This window comes from Corallococcus exercitus (assembly GCF_003611585.1).
GTDB lineage: Bacteria > Myxococcota > Myxococcia > Myxococcales > Myxococcaceae > Corallococcus > Corallococcus exercitus.
This window is the reverse complement of sequence record NZ_RAVW01000171.1, coordinates 1-18,819: the sequence shown is the minus strand read 5'-3', so window position 1 is coordinate 18,819 and position 18,819 is coordinate 1. Positions and strand designations below refer to the sequence as shown.

The following is an 18,819-nucleotide window of genomic DNA, read 5'->3' as shown; positions in this document are numbered from 1 at the left end:
TGTATAAGAGACAGCACCCATCAGACCATCCTGGAGACGGCCGTCCGGCTGGCCAGCCGGACGGCCGTCTCCAGGATGGTCTGATGGGTGAGCTCGCCCTTGCGCATGACCCCTTCATAGAACGGTCGTGCTTTTCGTGCAACCACAACTGCTCATGGACGGAGGGACGTCATCCTGCATGCTCCTGTCCTCCGCGCTCCAGGAGCCACACCCTGCCCTCCCGTTCCCGACGGCTGTTGATGACTGTCCTTGGCACGCTCCTCCTGTGGAGCCTCCCCCTTCCGTCATGGGGCCTGGAGCCCTCCGCCGGGAAGCCCCCGCGCATCGCGCTGCGTGCCGCGAGGCTCTTCGATGGGAAGAGCGACAGAAGCCTGCCGGACGCGGTCGTGCTCATCGAAGGCTCGACCATCCAGGCCGTGGGCACGGGCCTCCCCATCCCCGCGGGGACACGCGTTTTCGACCTGGGCGACGTCACCCTGCTTCCCGGGCTGATCGACGCCCACTCGCACCTGCTGCTGGATGTCGACGCGGACAGCGGAGACGACAGCATGCTCACGGTCGTCGCCCAGAGCAGCACCGCCGAGCGCGCACTCATGGGAGCGAAGCTGGGCCGTGAGATGCTGGAGGCGGGTGTCACCACGGTGCGCGACGTGGGCAACTCCGGGATCAACGGCGACGTGGCGCTGCGCAACGCCATCCAGCGCGGTTGGGTGCAGGGCCCGCGCATCTCGGCCTGCACCCGCGCGCTCGCGCCTCCTGGCGGGCAGTTCCCCACGCTCCAGCCCCCGGCCCAGCCCCTTATCGAACAGGAGTACGTCACCATCTCCGGCGTGGAGGAGGCGCGGCGCGCCGTGCGGCAGGCCATTGCCGACGGTGCGGATTGCATCAAGGTCATCGTCGACAACGGGCACACCCTCCTCTCGTTGGAGGAGCTGAAGGTCATTGTCGAGGAGGCCCACCGCGCGAAGCGGCCGGTGGCGGCGCACACCACGCTCGACGACAGCATTCGCACCGCGGTCCAGGCAGGCGTCGACTCCATCGAGCACGGGTACTCCCTCCCCGATGACGTGGCGGCGCTCATGGTCCGCAAGCGCACCTTCCTGGTGCCCACCGACAGCTGGCTGGAGGTGTGCGACTCCTTCGATGCCAGCCAGATGAAGGAGCGCTGCAGGAGGAACATCACCCGGGCCCATGACCGCCTCCGCCGCGCGGTGGCCGCTGGCATCCGGGTCGCCGCGGGCTCGGACATGTACGTCGTGATGCCAGGGCTGACGCGAGGGCAGGCCTGCGTGAAGGGGTTCATCGCCTACGCCGAGGCAGGCCTCAAGCCCGTGGACATCCTGCGCGCGGCGACAGTGAACGCGGCGGAGCTGCTGCGCATGCAGGACCGGATCGGCTCGCTCGAGCCGAAGAAGTTCGCGGACCTGCTCGCGGTGGAGGGCGACCCGCTGAAGGACATCCGCGCGCTGAAGCAGGTGCGGTTCGTGATGAAGGACGGCCAGGTCATCCTGGACGCCCGGGCTCAGACGCCGCGGGTGGAGGAATCGACGCGATGAGCGGCCCGGGTGACAAGGCTCGCCTGGAAGCAGCCCAGCGAGCCCATCTGCCACGATGGCGTGAGGCGCGGCAGGAACGGTGCGGTCAGATCATCTCGCAGTAGTAGAGGGTCATGGACTCGCACCACCAGCCGGCGCACTTGGCGCCCCGGATGAAGTGGTTCGCGGGGGCAATGAAGGTGGACTTGCCGTCGGCGATGGGGTCCGACCAGTAGCAATTGCCGGCAGAGCGCCCGGAGATGGGCGTGCACTCCAGCGAGACATTGTCGCAGTAGCCGCCCGAACACGACAGGCCCGTCACCCAGGAGCCGTTGGGGCAGATGGTGGGCCGCGTTGACTCCTCGGAGAAGGATGCGGTCCAGGTGGGATAGCCCTTCGTGGTGCCGCTCGGGGGGGTGTTGCATCCCAGCCTGACGTCGTCACAGAAGGCGTGACTGCAGGACGCGCCGTAGGCCAGTGCATCCCCGTCGCACTCGGCCGGAGCCAGTTCCTCCGAGGTGTAGTACCAGCCCCAGACCTCCTGCTCCTGCCCCCGCAGCGAACCCTCCGGACCCGACGCGGGGACCTCCTCCGGGCCGGATTCGGAGACGTCCTCCGGGCCACAGGCCGTGAGCGTGAACAAGGTCAGTGCCGCCGCCATCCATCGTCGCATCATGGTTTCGGTTCCCCTCAATGAAGCTGCTGAGCGGATTACGGCGCGCGAAGGAAATATTTCGTCTGCGATGGATCCATCCGGTCCGCACCTTCGTCAGGTGCTGTCAGCCTGGGAAGAAGGTCCTCTGGGACCTCCGGCTGGCGCCACCGCGCGCCACCCGCAGCCAGACCAGCGAGACCATCAGCCACGACGCGGTGAGCGCGCTCCACGTCTGGGGCGCGCCTGCCCGGACCAGCCACAGCGTCACCGCCACGCCCATGGCGAGCACCCGCGCGAGCTCCAGCGCCTCGCTCCACCGCTTCGACTCCAGCATCCCGCTCCAGGCGGTCGCCATCGCCCAGAGCAGCAGGCTCAACGCGACCTTCTGCCAGCCCGACAGCGGTGAGGCATGGTGGCTCACCAGGAGCATGAACGGCATCGACGCGAACAACTGGAAGACGAGGTAGCCACGCACGCCGGGCAGCTCCCGTGAGTGATACTTCACCTCCCTCCCCTCCTGCTTCCAGTACCCCAGCGCGCGCGGAGGCAGGTCCGCAGGCCGCCAGCCCGTGGGCATCACCCAGAGGCGCAGGCGGTCCCAGTGGCTCTTCGTGGCGACGGCGTCCGCGGCGAGCCGGGCCCAGGCCTGGAAGTTGATGGCCGTCGGGTCCCAGGTGTTCGCCGGGGTGGTCAGCCCGTAGGAGCACGGCTCGGTCTCCTCCGCGTAGGTGCCGAACATCCGGTCCCAGATGATGAGGAAGCCCGCGTAGTTCTTGTCGATGTACGCGTCGTTGCGCGCGTGGTGCACGCGGTGGTGCGACGGCGTGTTCAGCCACGACTCCACCCACGCGGGGAGCTTGGGGATGACCCGCGTGTGGGGGATGAACTGGAGCACCAGGTGGAAGGCCACCATCGCCAGCACCGCCTCCGGCGGGAAGCCCACCAGCACCAGCGGCCAGTAGAAGAGGAACGAGAAGAGGCGCTGCGTCACGCTCGCGCGCAAGGCCACCGCGTAGTTGAGCTCCTCGGTGGAGTGGTGCGGCGAGTGGGCCGCCCAGCCGATGTTGGTGCGGTGCCCGAAGCGGTGGAACCAGTAGAAGAGGAAGTCGACGCCCAGGAAGAGCGCCACCAGCGACAGCGGCGACGAAGCGTCCAGCCGCCACGGTGCGTACTGGCCCAGCTGCGTGAAGAGGGGCAGCACCAGCAGGGCCACCGCGACGTTGACGCACTGGTTCATCACCGCCGTGCCCATGCTCGCGATGGAGTCCTGGAAGCTGTAGTAGCCGTTGCGCCGCGCCACGCACCAGGCGAACTCCGCCAGGGCCAGGGCAATGACGAAGGGCGTGGCCACGGCGTAGACGTTGAGGGACATGGCCCCGGTATATGTTTCCCCAAGCCGCCGCCGCCTTAACCCAGGTCAAGCCCAGGTCCCCGCGACGTGAGATTCCCGAAGCTCTTCGAGCGCCTCGCCACCCTGGCCCCGCTGCCTCCCGAGGAGTGGGCGAAGGCCGAAGCCGTGGCGAAGGAGCAGTCGCTGGCGAAGCGGGAGTTCTTCATGCGTCCGGGAGACGCGGCGGACCGGTTCGCGGTGGTGCTGCGGGGCGTCTTCCGGGGCGTGCGCGTGTCGCCACGCGGGGGCGAGTCCATCAAGGCCTTCCGCGCCGAGGGAGAGCTGATTGGCGCCTATGCGGAGATGTTGCAGCGGCTGCCGTCGATGACTGCGATTGAAGCGCTGGAGCCAAGCCACGTGCTGGTGTTCCAGACGCAGGACTTCCAGCAGCTGGAGCAGGGCCACGTGTGCTGGGAGCGTCTGGCGCGCCGGGTGGCGGAGCAGCACTTCATCCTCAAGGAGCGCCGTGAGCAGGAGTTCCTGGAGCTGTCCGCGGAGGAGCGCCTGGTGAAGTTCTGGGAGGAGCATCCCCACCTGAAGGGAAGGATTCCCCAGCGCGACGTGGCGGCCTACCTCGGCATCACCGAGGTGGCCCTCAGCCGTATCATGTCACGGCGCCGCAAGCGGGCGGAGTGAGCGGGATTCCGCGCGGAAGACAGCCGGGATGGCACCTGCGCGGCCTGCCTTTGCTACCGTGCCACGCCTCATGTCCTCTCTTCGTACCGCGCTCGGCGCGGGAGTCCTCTTGCTGGGCCTGGGTTCCGCGGGGCTTGCCGTGCGGGCCTTCCAGGCGAAGCAGCGCGCCGCGGTCGAGGCGCGCATCGCAGCCCGCCAGGAGCCCGTCCTGACGCCTGCCCCGGGCCCCGCTCCCCGCGGGCTTCCTGTCGTGGCGCCGGCCGGCGTCGAGCAAGGCGGGGTTCCCCGGGGGCATGTGGATGGGGTGGCGCTGCGCGCGCTCCTGCTCCGCCGCCAGTTCGAGGACCTGACGCTGGCGGTCGAGCAGCTCCAGTGGGGCATGGAGTCGAACCCCCAGGACGAGCACTGGATGACGGACGGCATCCAGGCGCTCGGCAACGGGGCCCCCGACTCGGCGGAGCTCCTCGACGCCTGGGTGGAGGCGTCGCCGCGTTCCTTCGCGCCCTACCTCGCACGGGGCACCCACTGGGTGAACGTGGGCTACCTGCGGCGCGGGACGAGGTTCGTGGCGGCGACGGCGGAGGAGGAACTCGCCGGGATGCAGAAGGCCTTCGAGCGTGCAGTGCCGGATCTCACCCGCGCCTGGGCGCTCCATCCGAAGGCGGTCGCGGCGGCGCGGCCGCTGATCCACGTGGCCAACGCGCTCGGCGACCGTGAGGATCGCGAGCGCGTCTTCGCCCGCGCCGCGGAGCAGTGCCCGTCCTGCGCGGACGTCCGGAGCGTCTACCTCCACGGACTGACTCCCCGCTGGGGCGGCTCCTACGAGGAGATGGACGCCTTCGCCGAGGCCCAGAGCCGCGCACACCCCGAGCTGGGCTTCCTGCGCGGCTTCGCCGACTGGGACCGCGCGAATGATCCGCGAGTCGAGGACGACAACGACCGGGCACTGGTCCTGCTTGCCCAGGCGCTGTCGGCCGGCGACTACTGGGAGTTCCGGCTGGCGCGGGCGAAGCGGCTGCGCGGCACCGGGGCCCTGGACGCCGCGCTCGTCGAGTCGAACCGGGCCGTGGCCCTGCGGCCCGCTCGCGCGGACGTCTACTTCGAGCGCGCCCGGATTCTCGCTTCCAGCCAGAAGTGGGGACCCGCGGGAGAGGATCTCCTGCACGGCCTGCGGCTGGAGGAGACGGACGCCGACGGGCGGTCGCTGCGGCCTGGCGTGGTGAAGGGCCTGGTCTACGCGGCCTATGAGCAGCATGGGGCCGGACACCGCGAGGAGGCCCTGCGCCTGCTCGAGCTCGCGGGGGAACTCGCCCCGGGCGACCCCGAGGTGGCGCGCTGGCGCACCCGGGTCGTCACCGCGCCGTCGCAGGAGCAGGGCAAGGAGGAGCAGGCCGGGATGCCGGAGGACTTCCGCGCCGTGCAGCAGCGGGACTATGCCCTGGCGCGAGAGCGGCGCTTCGCGGAGATCCTCCCGCTCTGGGACGCCTTCCTCGCGCGCAATCCCGAGCACGGGCTCGCCTACCTCGAGCGCAGTGGGACGCACTACCACCTGCGCAACCTCGAGGCTGCGCTGTCCGACCTGAAGAAGGCGTGTGACCTGGGCATCAACGAGGGCTGTGCCCGTGCGCGCCAGCTCGAGCAAGCCAGGACCACGATCCGCTGAGGGGTGCGTGAGCTGGCGGTCACCACGCTGCTGGTGTTGGCCCTGGAGGTCATGGGGCTCATCCTGGCCTTCTCCTACGCCGAGGCGGGGAGGCGTCTGGAGGTGCATCGGAACCTGGTGCCTGGGTGGAGGAGTTCGAAGCGCGCCGCGCCCGGGCCTCCCGCCTCCAGAAGCAGCTCTGGGCTTCGATGGTGGCCATCACCCAGGCCGATCCAGACAAGGACGTCCTGCTGCTGCCTCCCGTCCGCCTGTTGGCGGAGGTCGCGGCGAAGCGAACGCTCGCCGTGTGAACACACATCACGTCGCCCACCTTCATCTTCATGCTCGGGCTGTCCGTGATTGGCGCCATGCTCGTGGGCTTGACGACGGCGCGGGGCTAGGGCCGCAACTGGCCCTACCGGTTGCTCTTCGCCCTGGTGATCTCCTCGGCCATCCATGTCGTCGTGGACCTGGAGTATCCCCGCACGGGCATCGTCAGCACGGAGGCCGCCGACTCGCTCCTGCTGGAGTTGCGCGAGAGCATGGATTGACAGACAGCGCCCCGGATCATCCCCGCGGACGGAGGCCTGCTCATTCGCTGAGACGCCGCCGCGCGCAGGTCTTGTTGAAGAACTGCCAGACGCGGTCCCGGACCTCGTCGCTCAGTCCCAACGCCTCGGCGCGCTCCAGCAGGGACTTCAGCTCCTCGGCGCTCACCAGCGGTCGCAGGGCCGAATAGCCTTCCTGCTGGAAGAACTGGAGCACCAACACCCGGGCCGCCACCTCGCGCAGTTCCTGCTCGTCGCCGACGACGAGGGTCTTCGCGATCCGCGCCAGGACGGTGCTTCGCTCCAGGAGGGCTCCTCGCTGCAGGCTCAGCTCGCTCAGCGCCCAGAGCGCGTTCCCCCGCTGTCGGGTGGAGAGCTGGCGCTGCTCGAGAATCTCCACCAGCGCGTCGAACACCTCGGGGCCGCGCTTGCGGAGCGCAGCAAGGTCGACGGGCACCCGCCACTTGTCCAACTCATTGACGAGCCAGCGATGCCCCTTCGCGTCCATGACGGCCATGCTCCCAGCTCAAGCGGCGAAAACAAGCCAGCGCCGCCATGCGCTCCGGCGACGAAGCGCGGCGCGGAGCAAGCCCCGGCGCTGGAGGCAGCCCCAGAAGGCCCGGGCTAGAGTGACCGCATGCCCTCTGCTCGCTCGTCCTTTCCGTCGTTCTCTTCCCTGCATGCCGCCGTGGCGCTGGGCTTCCTGTCACTGGGCGCTGGCTGTGGCCCCGAAGCGGTCAGCGCTCCGCCCGGCGTGGCGGAGGTCTCGCGGCCCCTGGTGGGGAGCACGCCGGCCACCGCCGGTGAGTTTCCCTGGATGGTGTCCATTCAGGACACGGCCGGGAACCACCTGTGTGGCGGCACCATCATCAACACCCACTGGGTCCTCACCTCACGCCAGTGCGTGCGGGGGAGCACCACCGTGACGCCCCCGCATCCCAGCACCCTGCGCGTCGCGGCGGGCAGCAACAGCCTGGCGTTGATGAACACCGTGGGGCAGGTGCGGACGGTGCTGGACATCATTCCCTTCCCTGGCTCGTGGGATGCGGCGCAGGGCAAGGACGCGGCGCTCCTGCTGTTGGGCTCCCCGCTGACGCTCGATGGCGTCACGGTGGCGGCCCTGCCGGTGGCGACGGCGGCGGATGTGTCCGCCGGCTACACCAACCCGGGCGTCATCGCCACGCTTTCGGGCTGGGGGCAGACGACCCCGGGGAGCGCGACGCCAGACGCCTTGAGCAAGATGAGCGTGCCGCTGATGTCCAACGCGGATGCCGCCCTGGCGCTGGGGCAGCCCGTCCCCCTGGACCAGCTGGGGGCGGATGGTTCGGCGCAGGGCAACGCCTTCTGCACGGGAGACGTGGGGGGCCCGCTGGTGGTGGACGGGGCCGCCGGGAAGAAGCTGGTGGGCGTCGCCAGCTACAACCTGGGCTGCTCGGCGCCGGACATCTTCGAGCGGGCTTCGTACCTCCAGCCGTTCATCGCCAACATGACCCCGCGGCTGAAGACCGCGCCGCGGGTGACGCTGAGCTACGTGAGCGCACCCCAGGGCGGCTGGAAGCACTACTCGCTGACTCTGCCGTCGGGCATCCCCGCGTTCACCGTGTCGCTCCAGGGTGGCACCGGCAATGGCACCCTCTACGTGCGCGAAGGCGCAGCGCCCACGCTGACGAACTACGCCTGCCGCTCCGGCGACACGGGCAGCAACGTGGAGTATTGCTCCCTCTTCTACCCGGGCATGGGGACCTGGTACGTGTCCGTGTATGGCGAAACGGCTGTCACCAACGCCTCCATGCTCGGGCGTACGTTCTACTGACAGACGTGGAAGGGATTGCGCCGGGAGCACACGCTCAAGGACAATCACGGCCCGGCAGGTGCGGCGTTGAAGCTCCGGGCCTGGCCCCTCCCACGCGAAAAGAACGTCAGGAAACGCGAAATGCCCCGACCCATGAAGAAGCCCACGACCCTTGTCCCTGCCGCGCTGGCCATGACCCTGGTGTGCAGCGCCTGTGGGGCTCCGGACGCCCCGGAGAGCCCCCGTGAGGAGCTCACCAACACCGCCCGGCGGGACGTCACGTTCGAGGAGTTCCTCTCCACCGTCCAGCAGGACTCGAACGGCCAGTACGTCTACGACGGTGACCTGCCAGCCCGCGACATGGCGGACCTGCGGCGCGCCTGGGAGCAGCTGTATCCGAAGGACGGCGCCCTCACCGTCGACCTGCTCAACGCGGCGCTCGACAACACCTGGAAGGGTGGCGAGCAGCTCAACCTGAGCTACTGCGTCAGCAATGACTTCGGTGCCAACAAGCAGGCCGTCGTCAATGCCATGAACTCCGCCGGGGCCGCCTGGGGGGCGCAGCTGCTCGTCAACTTCGTCTATGTCCCGGCCCAGGACGCCAACTGCACCAACCAGAACACCAACGTCTTCTTCAACGTAAGCCCCATCGGCAACGCCCCGTACACCGCCAGGGCGTTCATGCCTGGCTATTCGCGCCCGGACCGCACGGTCTTCATCACCAGCTCGGCCTTCAGCAGCAGCTGGCCCCTGGCGGGGATGCTGATGCACGAGCTGGGGCATACGCTCGGGCTCCGGCACGAGTTCCTCCGCTCCGGCATGTGTTACGCGAGCAACGAGCCCCAGAACTGGCGGGGTGTCACGCCTTACGATTCGGGCTCGATCATGAACTACCCCTATCCCGAGTGCGGCGGCACCGGTGGCAACAGCCTGACCCAGAGCGACGTGGAGGGCGTCAGCCAGCTCTATGGCAGCCGCGTCCTGGCCCGCCCGGTCACGGCGACGGGCTGCGGTCAGATTCCCGCGGGCAAGGGGCTTGGCGTGGGGGAGATGATCTACTCGTGTGACCGGTGGCACTTCCTCTCGTTCCGGGAGTTCGGCGTCCTCGAGCTGACCAAGGTGACCCCCACGCCCAGCGGCTACACCTACCAGGTCACCTGGTCCACCGCGGCCTCGACGGGTGGGCAGGCGGGTTATGGCCTGTACTTCCAGACCGACGGCAATCTCGTCATCTACACCGGCCTGATGCGGCCCCTCTGGCATACCTACACCGGAGGCCAGCCGGGCTCCACGCTGGCGGTCCAGAACGACGGCAACGTGGTCATCTACTCGCCGCAGGGACAGCCGCTCTGGAACACCGGCACGGGGGGACAGTAACCCTGCCAGGGCATGGCCGGGGCCAGGGATTGCGCCGGGAGGGGTCCTCCAAGGACAATCATGGACGGCGGGTGCAAAGGCACGCATCCGCCGCGCAGTCCAATCCCTGGGGGTCCCCTCATGTCCGCCGTAAGCCTGTCATCCGCGAGCAACGCCGCGCCCGAGTACCAGTACAACTACAGCTACGTGGCTCCGCTGGCGATGGCGCAGGGTGTCCCCTCCGACCAGAAGCCCACCCTCGAGTGGTGGGGCCAGGCGATCGCGCAGGTGCTGCACATCGCCCACAACCGGCTGCTGTGGGTGCATGAGCAGGCGCAGCGCGACGGCAAGGACGTCCCGGCGACCCCGGCGCTCAACGTGGACCTGTCGCACCTGGGCGTGGGCTCGTTGGACCTCACGCACCTGGACAAGCTGCCCGCGCCGTCGAGCCTCGCCCAGAAGCTGCGCGACGGGCTGTCCGCGGTGGGCGAGGCCGCGCGGCTCGCCGAGCAGGTGGCGGGCCTCGCCGAGAAGGCCTTCCGGGGGGAGCTGGGCAGCATCTTCGACGTCTTCAAGACGCTGCTCGAATCGCTCGTCGTCAAGCCCAAGGGCCGCCCGGGCTCCATGCAGGACTACTTCAACCTCTTCACCACCCTGCCCCTCCCCACGGCCGCCCACACCTACGAGGACGACGCCACCTTCGCGTGGATGCGCGTGGCGGGCTTCAACCCGCTCGTGCTCAAGCGGGCGCGCTCGGACGAGGACACGCTCGGCCTGAGCGACGCGGCCCTGGGCGCCGTGCTGGGCGAGGGGGACTCGGTGGGCCAGGTCCTGCGGGACGGGCGGCTGTATCTCGCCGACTACAAGGCGCTCGCCCGCGTGGTGAATGGCAACTTCCCGGACGGGCCCAAGTACATGTTCGCGCCGCGCGCCCTGTTCGGCCTGCCGCGCGGCTCGGGCGTGCGCCAGCTCAAGCCGCTGGGCATCCGCTGCGGCCAGGATCCCGCCGGCTATCCGCTCTACACCCCCGCGGACGGTGAGGCGTGGCAGCAGGCCAAGACGGTCGTCTCCGTGGCGGACGTCACCCACCACGAGATGGTCTCCCATCTGGGCCACACGCACCTGCTGGTGGAGCCCTTCGTGGTGGCCACCCACCGGCGGCTGCCGGACGAGCACCCGGTGAGCGTGCTGCTGCGGCCCCACTTCGAGGGCACGCTGTACATCAACAACGCCGCGCAGGCGAAGCTCATCGCCCCCGGCGGCGACGTGGACATGCTGCTGGGCGGCACCATCCAGTCCAACCGCGCCGTCACCGTGGCCTCGCTGCTGGACGACCCGGACTACGACTTCACCCAGGGCATGCTGCCGCAGGCCTTGGAGAAGCGCGGGGTGGTGGATCCGGACCTGGACTACCCCTACCGCGAGGACGCGCGGCTCGTCTGGGGCGCCATCGAGCAGTGGGTGCGCGCCTACGTGGGCGTCCACTACCCGGACAACGCCGCCGTGGCCGGGGACGCCGCGCTCCAGGCGTGGGCCGCAGAGCTGGTGGCCCAGGACGGAGGCCGGGTGAAGGGCTTTGGCGAGGACGGCGTCGCCGGCAAGCTCACCACCGTGGAGTACCTGGTGCAGGCGCTCACCATGCTGCTGTTCACCGGCAGCGCGCAGCACGCGGCGGTGAACTTCGCCCAGGCCGGGGTGATGACCTTCGTGCCGCTCGCCCCGGGCGCCGCCTACCGCGCCGCGCCCCCCACGCGCGCCGACGCCGCGCTCAACCCGGGCCTGGACCCGTACCCTCCGCTGGACATGGCCGCCGAGCAGCTCGACTTCCTCACCCTGCTCGGCTCCCTGCACCACTCGAAGCTCGGCGACTACCCGCTCCTGCACTTCAAGGACCCGCGCGTCCACGGCCCGCTGAAGGCGTTCCAGGCGGAGCTGGAGCGCATCGGCGGCGTCATCGAGCAGCGCAACGCGACTCGCTACGAGCCCTACCCCTACCTCGTCCCCTCGCTCATCCCCCAGAGCATCAACATCTGAGCGTCCGTACCGGGGTAGCCTCACCCCCATGAGCACCCCGATCGATCCCTTCGTGCGCGTGGCCTACCGCGGCGCCTACCACCTGGCGCTCGCCTGGTGGTTCGTGCGCCGACCGCGCACGGAGGGCACGCTCGTGGGGGTGTGGCGGGGCCGCGAGGTGCTGCTGCTGCAGAACTCGTACAAGCAGGCCTTCTCCCTGCCGGGAGGCGGCCGGCACCGCGGCGAGTCCCCGGAGGAGACGGGCGCGCGGGAGCTGCGCGAGGAGGTGGGGCTGCACGTGCCGGCCTCGCGGCTGCGCGCCGTGTGCGAGCTGCACCACACGGACGAGTTCAAGCGGGACCGGTGCCACTTCGTCGAGCTGGAGCTCGACACCGAGCCCCGGCTCGTGCTCGACCAGCGCGAGGTGGTGTGGGCCCGGTGGCTCGACGTGGAGACCGCGCTACGGCTGCCGCTCATGCCCGTGGTGCGCGCCTACCTCGAGGACGCCGCGCGGCGGCGCAGCGGCCTTTGAGTGGGCTGGATTCCAGATTCCGGAGCCCGGTCCAGGAACTGGAAAGGGCCCTCCCCCTTCATCCTCCAATCCCTTGCAATGACTGGGATTGGCGTATGACGCCTCGCGTGGCACAACCGCTGCACTGTTGTTGTGCATGCACGGTAAAATCCTTCTCCTCGATTCGAAGCCCCCGGTTCGTGGGGCGACGGCGCGTCACCTGACGGCCGCGGGCTTCACCGTCCTCACGGCTCGCACGGACGGGCAGGCGCGGAGCCTGCTGGACACGAACCTGTTCGACGCGGTCCTCATCGACCATCCCTTCGGGCGGCCTGGCATGGAGGAGGGCCTGCGCTTCGCTCGCGACCTCCGCCTGCATGACTCGCACATTCCCCTCCTGCTGATGACGGCGCTGCCCCTGGACGAGGTGCGGCACTCGGCATGGGCGAGCGGCATCACGAAGCTGTTGCCCAAGCCGCAGCTGATGCCGGTGCTCATCCTCCACCTGTCCGCGCTCATCCCCGCCGCGGCCAACGAGGACCGGCCCCAGCCCATCCCGATGCGCTAGGAATCCAGGTACGCGGCGTTCCCGGTTCTGGTCCGGATTCCGGAAACTGGATCCGCAAGCTGGACAAAGGCTCGCGGCGGACGCTGTTCCGCCGGTCCAAATGGCCGTAAAGACTTCACCGCGCTTGATTCCCGAGCTCCTGGCCCCAGCCTTGCTCATGCCTCCTCGTGTGCCCCGCAACCTGCTGATCATCGACGACGAGACGGTCCTGTGCTGGGTCCTGGGCCGCTTCTTCTCCAGCGCGGGGTACGAGGTCGACTCGGCCACGGACCTGGACGAGGCGCTGGAGCGCGTGAAGCACGGCCGGTACGACCTGGTCATCAGCGACCTGCGCCTGAGCGGCACGCAGTCCGAGGAAGGGCTCATCATCGCGGAGCGGCTGCGGGAAGCCTCGCCGGCCACGCGCATGGTGCTGCTGACGGCGTTCGCGACCCCGGACCTGGGGACGCGTGCACAGGCACTGGGAGTGGACCTGGTGCTGAGCAAGCCCCAGCCGCTGCCGGACCTGGCGGAGCACGTGTCGCAATTGCTGGAAGCTCCGCGCTAAGGAAACGCGCCGTCACCGTCCAGTAGAGGTCCATGAAAAGTCCCGCCGCCGTCGCCCCCGTGTCCCGCCGGGGGTTCCCGGCTCCCGTTACCGCGGTGCTGTGTCTGTTGATGGCGCTCCTGCCGTCCGCCGCGCTCGCGGAGGATGCGCCGGACTTCACCCAGACGGTGTTGAGCGTCCGGGCGGTGTCGCCCCGGCCGAATGGCCAGCTTCGTGGCCTGGACGTCCTGGAGTACACCCTCACGACGACCAACACGGGCCTGGCGCCGGGCAGCGGAATGGAGTTCACGAACTACCTGCAGTGGTACGTGGACTTCGTGCCGGGCTCGCTGCGCGTCACCACCGGATTCCCGCCAGGCGCGTTGACGGATGCCGCCGGGGATGACGCGGGCGAATACGAGGCCTTCTCGCGCACCCTTCGCGTCCGCCTGGGCTCCGGAGCGGATGCCTTCCAGGGAGGTGTCATCCCCCCGGGAGGCACGACGACGGTCGTCTTCCAGGTCAGGATCCTCCTAGAGCTGGAGGGGCCGATCAACGCCAGGGCCACGCTGCTCACCCATGACCCGCTGAGCGGGGCTCCGCTGAGCTTCGGGTCGTGGTCCCCCACGGGGGACATGGTGACGACGGTGGTCGCGGTCAGGCCCCCCATGCCCAACGTGCTGGCACCCCTGCCCGGCGCGCTGGACACGCCGCGCTACCCCATCTTCAGTGGGACAGCGGAGGCCGGCAACACCGTCCTCATCGTGGGAAGCGGTCCGGAGGATCTCCGCTGCACCGCCTCCGCGGACGCCGTCACGGGGGCCTGGAGCTGCCAGAGCACGGTGGCCTACGAGACTGGCGGGTACACCGTCGGTGTGTTCGCGCGGGACGAGAACGGCAATCACAGCCACGGCACCCCGTTCTATTTCTTCGTGCTCTTGCCCGACAGGCCCTGGATTGGAGAGCCGTCCGGGTGGGATCTGGTGATCGGCACGAGCACGCCCCTCTTCGCCGGTGGCGCCTCGTCCCTGGGCGGTCCCCCTGGCCGCACCGTCATCGTGCGCGACGGTGACACCGTGCTGTGCACGAGCCCGGTGGCCCCCCAGCTCCTGAGCTGGAGCTGCACGAGCACGGTGGCGCTGGCGGATGGGCCTCACGCCATCACCGCTCAGGCCGTGAACGAGTACGGGAATGGAGGGGCCTTCGAATGGACCTATTTCACCGTGGACACGACCGTGCCCGCGGCGCCGGTCATCACCCTGCCCGCCGAGGGCAGCACCTCCCCGGTGGCCCAACCCTTCATCCGGGGAACCGCGGCCGCCGGCGGCACCGTGTCCGTCCGCGAGGGTGACACGCTGCTGTGCACCTCCGTGATGGGTCCCGAGGCCTGGAGCTGCCAGCTCCCGACGCTCGCCGAGGGCCTGCACACCCTGACCGCGCAGGTGCTGGGCCGCAACGGGAAGCTCAGTCCCGTCGCGACCGTGCGCTTCTGGGTGGACCTGACGCCGCCGCTCGAGCCCATCGTGGCCACGCCCGCGGAGGGCGCTGCCATCAACACGCGCAAGCCCATGTTCAGCGGGACCGCGGAGCCAGGCAGCACCGTCACCGTGCGTCAGGCCTCCTCTTCGGAGTTGTGCACGGCCCAGGCCCAGGCCAGCTCCGGCGCGTGGAGCTGCGTGTCCACCCTCCAGCTCGGCCCCGGGACGACGACGGTGACGGTGTTTGGCCGGGACGCGGCTGGCTGGAGGGGTCCCTCCACGGTCCGCACGTTCACGGTGGACCTGGCGGCTCCGCAGCCCCCCGTCCCTACCGTCCCCGCGAGCGGCGGCTTCGTGACCAGTGACAGGCCCACGTTCCAAGGCACGGCCGAGCCGGGAAGTACCGTCACGGTCCGCCAGCAGGACGGGAGCCTGGCGTGCCAGACCACGACGCAGGCCGATGGGAGCTGGGCATGCACGTCCGCCGTGGCGTTTGCCCAGGGGCTGCAGTCCGTGCTCCTGAGCGCCACCGACGCGGCAGGCAACACCAGCACGGTCCGGTCGCTGAGCATCCGGGTGGACTCTGTCGCTCCAGCCGCGCCGGTTCTCGCCTTCCCTACACCGGGACAGGTCTTCAATTGGGGCGACCTTCCCAGCATCCGGGGAACGGCCGAGCTGGCCAGCCTCGTGGTCGTGCGAGCAGGCGGCGCGGTGATCTGTCAGAAGGCGGCGTCCGCATCCACGGGCAGCTGGAGCTGTGCCGCCCGCTCCTTCGTAGAGGGTGAGCACACGCTCCTCGTCACCGCGTATGACGCGGCCGGGAACGCCAGCCCGGTCCGCAGCGTCCCCTTCACGGTGGATTGGACGCCTCCGGCCCGGCCCACCGTCACCACGCCCACCGCCGGCCAGGTGCTCACGACCCGGATCCCTGTGTTCGCGGGCCAGGCGGAACCCGGCAGCACGGTCACGGTGGACGGAGGCGACGATCTCTGCTCGGCGACCGCGGATGCCGCCGGGTTCTGGACCTGCACGTCCTCGGTCGCGTTCGCGGACCGCGCGCATACGGTCTATGTCTTCGCCACGGACCGGGCGGGCAATTCCAGCGCGAACCGGCCGGTCTCCTTCACGGTGGACACCACGCCTCCCGCGGCGCCCGTCGTCCTGCATCCCACGGAGGGCGAATGGCTCTCTACCGTGTCCCCTTCCATCACCGGCACCGCCGAGCCTCGCGGCAGCGTGTACCTGGTCCTTGATCAGGTCACGAGCCTGGGGCCAGTGCCCGTCGATGCCCAGGGTGCTTGGCGCCAGGACGTGGCCGGCCCCCTGGACGAGGGCTTCCATTCGCTGAGCGCCTTCACCGTGGATGTCGCGGGCCACACGGGTCCGTCCAGGGTCCTTGGCTTCTTCGTCGACACGGTGGCGCCGGACACCGCCATCGACTCCGGTCCCTCCCCGCTGTCGAACAGCGCCAGTGCCACGTTCGACTTCAGCTCCACGGGCGGGGCCACTGGCTACGAGTGCCGCCTGGACGCGGAGGCCTTCGCCCCGTGCGGCAGTCCGTTCACGCTCGACGCGCTCTCCGACGGGGCGCACACCCTGGCGGTGCGTGCCGTGGACGCGGCGGGCAACCGCGACGCCTTCCCCGCGGAGTACGCGTGGACGCTGGACCTGAGCGCCCCCGCGGCGCCGGTCGTCACCTCGCCCGCGAGTGGCGCTGTCTTCAACCGGGAGGGCCCGCTCTACGCGGGCGTCGCGGAGCCGGGTGCCTCCGTGCGGCTCTTCGTGGACGGCATCCTCCAGGGTGGCGTCAGGGCTTCCGATACCGGGGCGTGGTCCTTCGGTCCGGGCCCGGCATTGAGCGGCGGGCCGCACACCGTGACCGTGGTGGCCGAGGACGCGGTAGGCAACGTCAGTCCAGAAACCCGCGTCACCTTCACCGTGGACGTCGTGGCGCCGGACACGTCCATCGCCGCGTCCGTGACCTCGCCCACGAACAGCACCACCGCTTCCTTCACGTTCACCTCCGGTGACCCGGAGGCGACCTTCGAGTGCCGCTTCGACACGGGAGCTTTCGCGCCCTGCGCCAGTCCGCTGACCCGCGAGGCTTTCACCAATGGCACGTACACCGTGGAGGTGCGCGCGGTGGATGCGGTGGGCAACGAGGATCCCTCTCCGACGAGCTTCACGTGGACCGTGGACCTCAAGGCTCCGGACACGTTCATCCGCTCCGGCCCCATCGCGACCGACGCGCCCCTTTCCGCGGTGTTCGAGCTCGACGCCGACGAGACGGGCGTCACCTACGCGTGCAGTCTGGATGCTGGAGACTTCGCGCCTTGCGGGGCCCCGGTCCTCTTCACCGTGACGCCCGGCCCCCACACCCTCACCGTGCGCGCCACGGACGCGGCGGGCAACGTGGATGACTCGCCCGCCACCTGGTCCTGGTCCGCGACCGACGACGCTGACCATGACGGGCTCGCCGACGATGAAGAGCCGTGGCACGGCACCGACCCGCATGACGCCGATACCGATGGCGACGGCCTGTCCGACGGGGTGGAGGTCCACTCCGGCCGCACCGACCCGATGGACGACGACTCCGATGACGACGGCGTGCTTGATGGCGACGAAGACGCCAACCACGACGGCATCGTCCAGGCCATGGAGACCGACCCCACCCTCGCGGACTCCGACGCCGATGGCCTCACCGACGGTCTGGAGCGGGGCCTCACCGCGCCCCAGGGCAATGGCACCGACCCTGCCCTCTTCGTCGCGGATGCGGACCCGGCCACCACCACGGATCCGCTCAAGGCCGACACCGATGGCGCCAGCGTCTGGGATGGCATCGAGGACAAGAACCACAACGGCAAGGTGGACCCGGGTGAGACGGATCCGCTCAACGCGGCCGACGACGTGGACGCGGATGGTGACGGCGTGGACAACGCCACCGAGCTGGAGCTGGGGCTCGACCCGTTCAACGCCGACACCGACGGCGACGGCCTGACAGATGGCATGGAGGGTCTGGTCGACACCGATGGCGACGGGCACATCGACGCACGGGACACCGACAGCGACAACGACGGGCTCACGGATGGCGAGGAAGACGTGAACCACGACGGCATCACCCAGGCCACCGAGACCGACCGCCGCAAGGCCGACACCGACGGTGACGGGTTGAGCGATGGCATCGAGGTTCGCGGCCGGATGCGCACCGACCCGCTCAAGGCCGACACGGACGGCGATGGCCTGTCGGACGGTGAGGAGGACACCAACGCCAACGGCGAACACGATGCGAATGAGACGGATCCGAGCCTCGCGGACAGCGACGGTGACGGCGTTTCCGACGGCCTCGAGGTGAATCGCGGAACGGATCCGCTGGTGCGCGATACCGCCGCCATCCAGGGCGAAGGGTGCTCCGCGGGCGGCGCGGGCAGCCTGCTCCCTCTGGTGCTGGGCCTGCTGGCTGTCCCGCTCCTCGGGCGGCGGCGTCAGGGGACTCGGGGGTGACTCCAGCGGGGCACCAGGCCCCCGGACCTCCCTGAGGGACGCCTCCCGCCCGGCCTGGCCCAACCGGTCCGACAGTCGGACCGGTTGCCTCCGCTTGGCTGGCGCGGAGGCCCCCCTCCACGGCGGATGACGAGGCCGGTCCGCTTCGAAGCGTCAGAGGGGCGTCCTCGACGCAGGGGGGGCCAGCGGCGGTTGTTCAAACCGGTCCGACAGTCGGACCGGTTCGCGGGGCACGCCGCCGCCGGGAGGTCCCAACCGGATGGCCGACGACTAGGAGACCCGGGAGCGTTGGCTCGGCTCCACTCCAGGTCCGGGTTCTTCCGGCGGCTTCGCCACGGGTGACCGGCCGTGGCTCCCTTGTGGCCCGACGGTGACGCGCCGGGACTTGGGTGGTAGCGGATCCGGATTCCGGAAACTGGATCCGCAAACAGGACAAGGCGCCCCGCGCGGCCGGGGCTCCTGTTCCAAACTCCTGGAAGAATTCGGCTTCGACCGTACGCGCGGGCTGGCCCTGGCCTTGCTCTTGCGACACCGCGTGCCCCCGAACCCGCTGACCACCGATGACGCGACGACGCGCCTGACGGGTCCCGGCTCGGCGGTCCCCTGGCACGCGAGCCGGCCCGCCCCAGGCCCGGAGCGCACCGCGTGAGTGGGTTCGATCCCACTAC

General features: G+C 69.9%; 15 protein-coding genes. 12 read left to right on the top strand and 3 right to left on the bottom strand.

From position 1 onward, the window contains the following. The first annotated feature begins 239 nt into the window (after window positions 1-239). Complete coding sequence (locus D7W79_RS21290) at window positions 240-1,556, top strand: amidohydrolase family protein (RefSeq protein WP_244221889.1); 1,317 nt, start codon at window positions 240-242, stop codon at window positions 1,554-1,556. Between the two features lie 85 nt (window positions 1,557-1,641). Here D7W79_RS21290 and D7W79_RS21285 read toward each other — a convergent pair whose 3' ends face one another. Both D7W79_RS21285 and D7W79_RS21280 read right to left on the bottom strand, forming a co-directional pair. Further along, window positions 1,642-2,211 carry a hypothetical protein gene (locus D7W79_RS21285; RefSeq protein ID WP_147441997.1) on the bottom strand — a complete coding sequence of 190 codons (570 nt, stop codon included), beginning with the start codon at window positions 2,209-2,211 and terminating at the stop codon, window positions 1,642-1,644. 103 nt (window positions 2,212-2,314) lie between these two features. Beyond that, the gene (locus tag D7W79_RS21280; protein ID WP_120527222.1) at window positions 2,315-3,562 is read right to left on the bottom strand and encodes a sterol desaturase family protein; all 1,248 of its coding nucleotides are present in this window, start codon (window positions 3,560-3,562) and stop codon (window positions 2,315-2,317) included. Between the two features lie 66 nt (window positions 3,563-3,628). Between D7W79_RS21280 and D7W79_RS21275 the strand changes: the two genes are divergently transcribed. The 4 genes from D7W79_RS21275 (at window position 3,629) to D7W79_RS45790 (ending at window position 6,409) form a co-directional block, all read left to right on the top strand. After that, the gene (locus tag D7W79_RS21275) at window positions 3,629-4,216 is read left to right on the top strand and encodes a Crp/Fnr family transcriptional regulator (protein WP_120527221.1); all 588 of its coding nucleotides are present in this window, start codon (window positions 3,629-3,631) and stop codon (window positions 4,214-4,216) included. Window positions 4,217-4,286: 70 nt separating this feature from the next. Further along, a complete protein-coding gene (locus tag D7W79_RS21270) occupies window positions 4,287-5,879 on the top strand; it encodes a DUF4034 domain-containing protein (RefSeq protein WP_244221888.1) in 1,593 nt (530 codons plus the stop codon). A gap of 125 nt (window positions 5,880-6,004) precedes the next feature. Next, a complete protein-coding gene (locus D7W79_RS43740; protein ID WP_158617015.1) occupies window positions 6,005-6,169 on the top strand; it encodes a hypothetical protein in 165 nt (54 codons plus the stop codon). 111 nt (window positions 6,170-6,280) lie between these two features. After that, the gene (locus D7W79_RS45790; protein WP_272491413.1) at window positions 6,281-6,409 is read left to right on the top strand and encodes a hypothetical protein; all 129 of its coding nucleotides are present in this window, start codon (window positions 6,281-6,283) and stop codon (window positions 6,407-6,409) included. A gap of 40 nt (window positions 6,410-6,449) precedes the next feature. Here the strand turns inward: D7W79_RS45790 and D7W79_RS21265 are convergent, their stop codons facing one another. Next, a complete protein-coding gene (locus D7W79_RS21265) occupies window positions 6,450-6,923 on the bottom strand; it encodes a hypothetical protein (RefSeq protein ID WP_120527219.1) in 474 nt (157 codons plus the stop codon). A gap of 120 nt (window positions 6,924-7,043) precedes the next feature. On the opposite strand from D7W79_RS21265, the gene D7W79_RS21260 reads away from it, so the two are divergent. The 7 genes from D7W79_RS21260 to D7W79_RS21230 all read left to right on the top strand — a co-directional run bounded on the left by D7W79_RS21260 (window position 7,044) and on the right by D7W79_RS21230 (window position 18,151). Then, window positions 7,044-8,219, top strand: coding sequence for a trypsin-like serine protease (locus tag D7W79_RS21260; protein WP_120527218.1), 1,176 nt, complete (start codon window positions 7,044-7,046; stop codon window positions 8,217-8,219). 132 nt (window positions 8,220-8,351) lie between these two features. After that, window positions 8,352-9,575, top strand: coding sequence for a M57 family metalloprotease (locus D7W79_RS21255; RefSeq protein WP_208729795.1), 1,224 nt, complete (start codon window positions 8,352-8,354; stop codon window positions 9,573-9,575). Between the two features lie 120 nt (window positions 9,576-9,695). After that, entirely contained in the window at window positions 9,696-11,588 is a 1,893-nt protein-coding gene (locus D7W79_RS21250; protein ID WP_158617014.1) for a lipoxygenase family protein, read from the top strand. Between the two features lie 28 nt (window positions 11,589-11,616). Beyond that, entirely contained in the window at window positions 11,617-12,099 is a 483-nt protein-coding gene (locus tag D7W79_RS21245; protein WP_120527215.1) for an NUDIX hydrolase, read from the top strand. A 136-nt stretch (window positions 12,100-12,235) separates the two neighbouring features. Further along, window positions 12,236-12,646 carry a response regulator transcription factor gene (locus tag D7W79_RS21240; RefSeq protein WP_147441996.1) on the top strand — a complete coding sequence of 137 codons (411 nt, stop codon included), beginning with the start codon at window positions 12,236-12,238 and terminating at the stop codon, window positions 12,644-12,646. Window positions 12,647-12,803: 157 nt separating this feature from the next. Then, window positions 12,804-13,193 (top strand): response regulator, encoded by a 390-nt coding sequence (locus D7W79_RS21235; RefSeq protein WP_120527213.1) that lies wholly within the window; start codon window positions 12,804-12,806, stop codon window positions 13,191-13,193. A gap of 32 nt (window positions 13,194-13,225) precedes the next feature. Continuing rightward, window positions 13,226-18,151, top strand: coding sequence for an Ig-like domain-containing protein (locus D7W79_RS21230; RefSeq protein WP_120527212.1), 4,926 nt, complete (start codon window positions 13,226-13,228; stop codon window positions 18,149-18,151). Window positions 18,152-18,819: the final 668 nt, after the last annotated feature.

What these genes read in the sequence shown, in the direction of transcription:
- D7W79_RS21290 (WP_244221889.1), top strand. Translation starts at nt 240, where the DNA reads ATGACTGTCCTTGGCACGCTCCTCCTGTGGAGCCTCCCCCTTCCGTCA.
- D7W79_RS21285 (WP_147441997.1), bottom strand. Translation starts at nt 2,211, where the DNA reads ATGATGCGACGATGGATGGCGGCGGCACTGACCTTGTTCACGCTCACG.
- D7W79_RS21280 (WP_120527222.1), bottom strand. Translation starts at nt 3,562, where the DNA reads ATGTCCCTCAACGTCTACGCCGTGGCCACGCCCTTCGTCATTGCCCTG.
- D7W79_RS21270 (WP_244221888.1), top strand. Translation starts at nt 4,287, where the DNA reads ATGTCCTCTCTTCGTACCGCGCTCGGCGCGGGAGTCCTCTTGCTGGGC.
- D7W79_RS21265 (WP_120527219.1), bottom strand. Translation starts at nt 6,923, where the DNA reads ATGGCCGTCATGGACGCGAAGGGGCATCGCTGGCTCGTCAATGAGTTG.
- D7W79_RS21260 (WP_120527218.1), top strand. Translation starts at nt 7,044, where the DNA reads ATGCCCTCTGCTCGCTCGTCCTTTCCGTCGTTCTCTTCCCTGCATGCC.
- D7W79_RS21255 (WP_208729795.1), top strand. Translation starts at nt 8,352, where the DNA reads ATGAAGAAGCCCACGACCCTTGTCCCTGCCGCGCTGGCCATGACCCTG.
- D7W79_RS21250 (WP_158617014.1), top strand. Translation starts at nt 9,696, where the DNA reads ATGTCCGCCGTAAGCCTGTCATCCGCGAGCAACGCCGCGCCCGAGTAC.
- D7W79_RS21245 (WP_120527215.1), top strand. Translation starts at nt 11,617, where the DNA reads ATGAGCACCCCGATCGATCCCTTCGTGCGCGTGGCCTACCGCGGCGCC.
- D7W79_RS21240 (WP_147441996.1), top strand. Translation starts at nt 12,236, where the DNA reads ATGCACGGTAAAATCCTTCTCCTCGATTCGAAGCCCCCGGTTCGTGGG.
- D7W79_RS21235 (WP_120527213.1), top strand. Translation starts at nt 12,804, where the DNA reads ATGCCTCCTCGTGTGCCCCGCAACCTGCTGATCATCGACGACGAGACG.
- D7W79_RS21230 (WP_120527212.1), top strand. Translation starts at nt 13,226, where the DNA reads ATGAAAAGTCCCGCCGCCGTCGCCCCCGTGTCCCGCCGGGGGTTCCCG.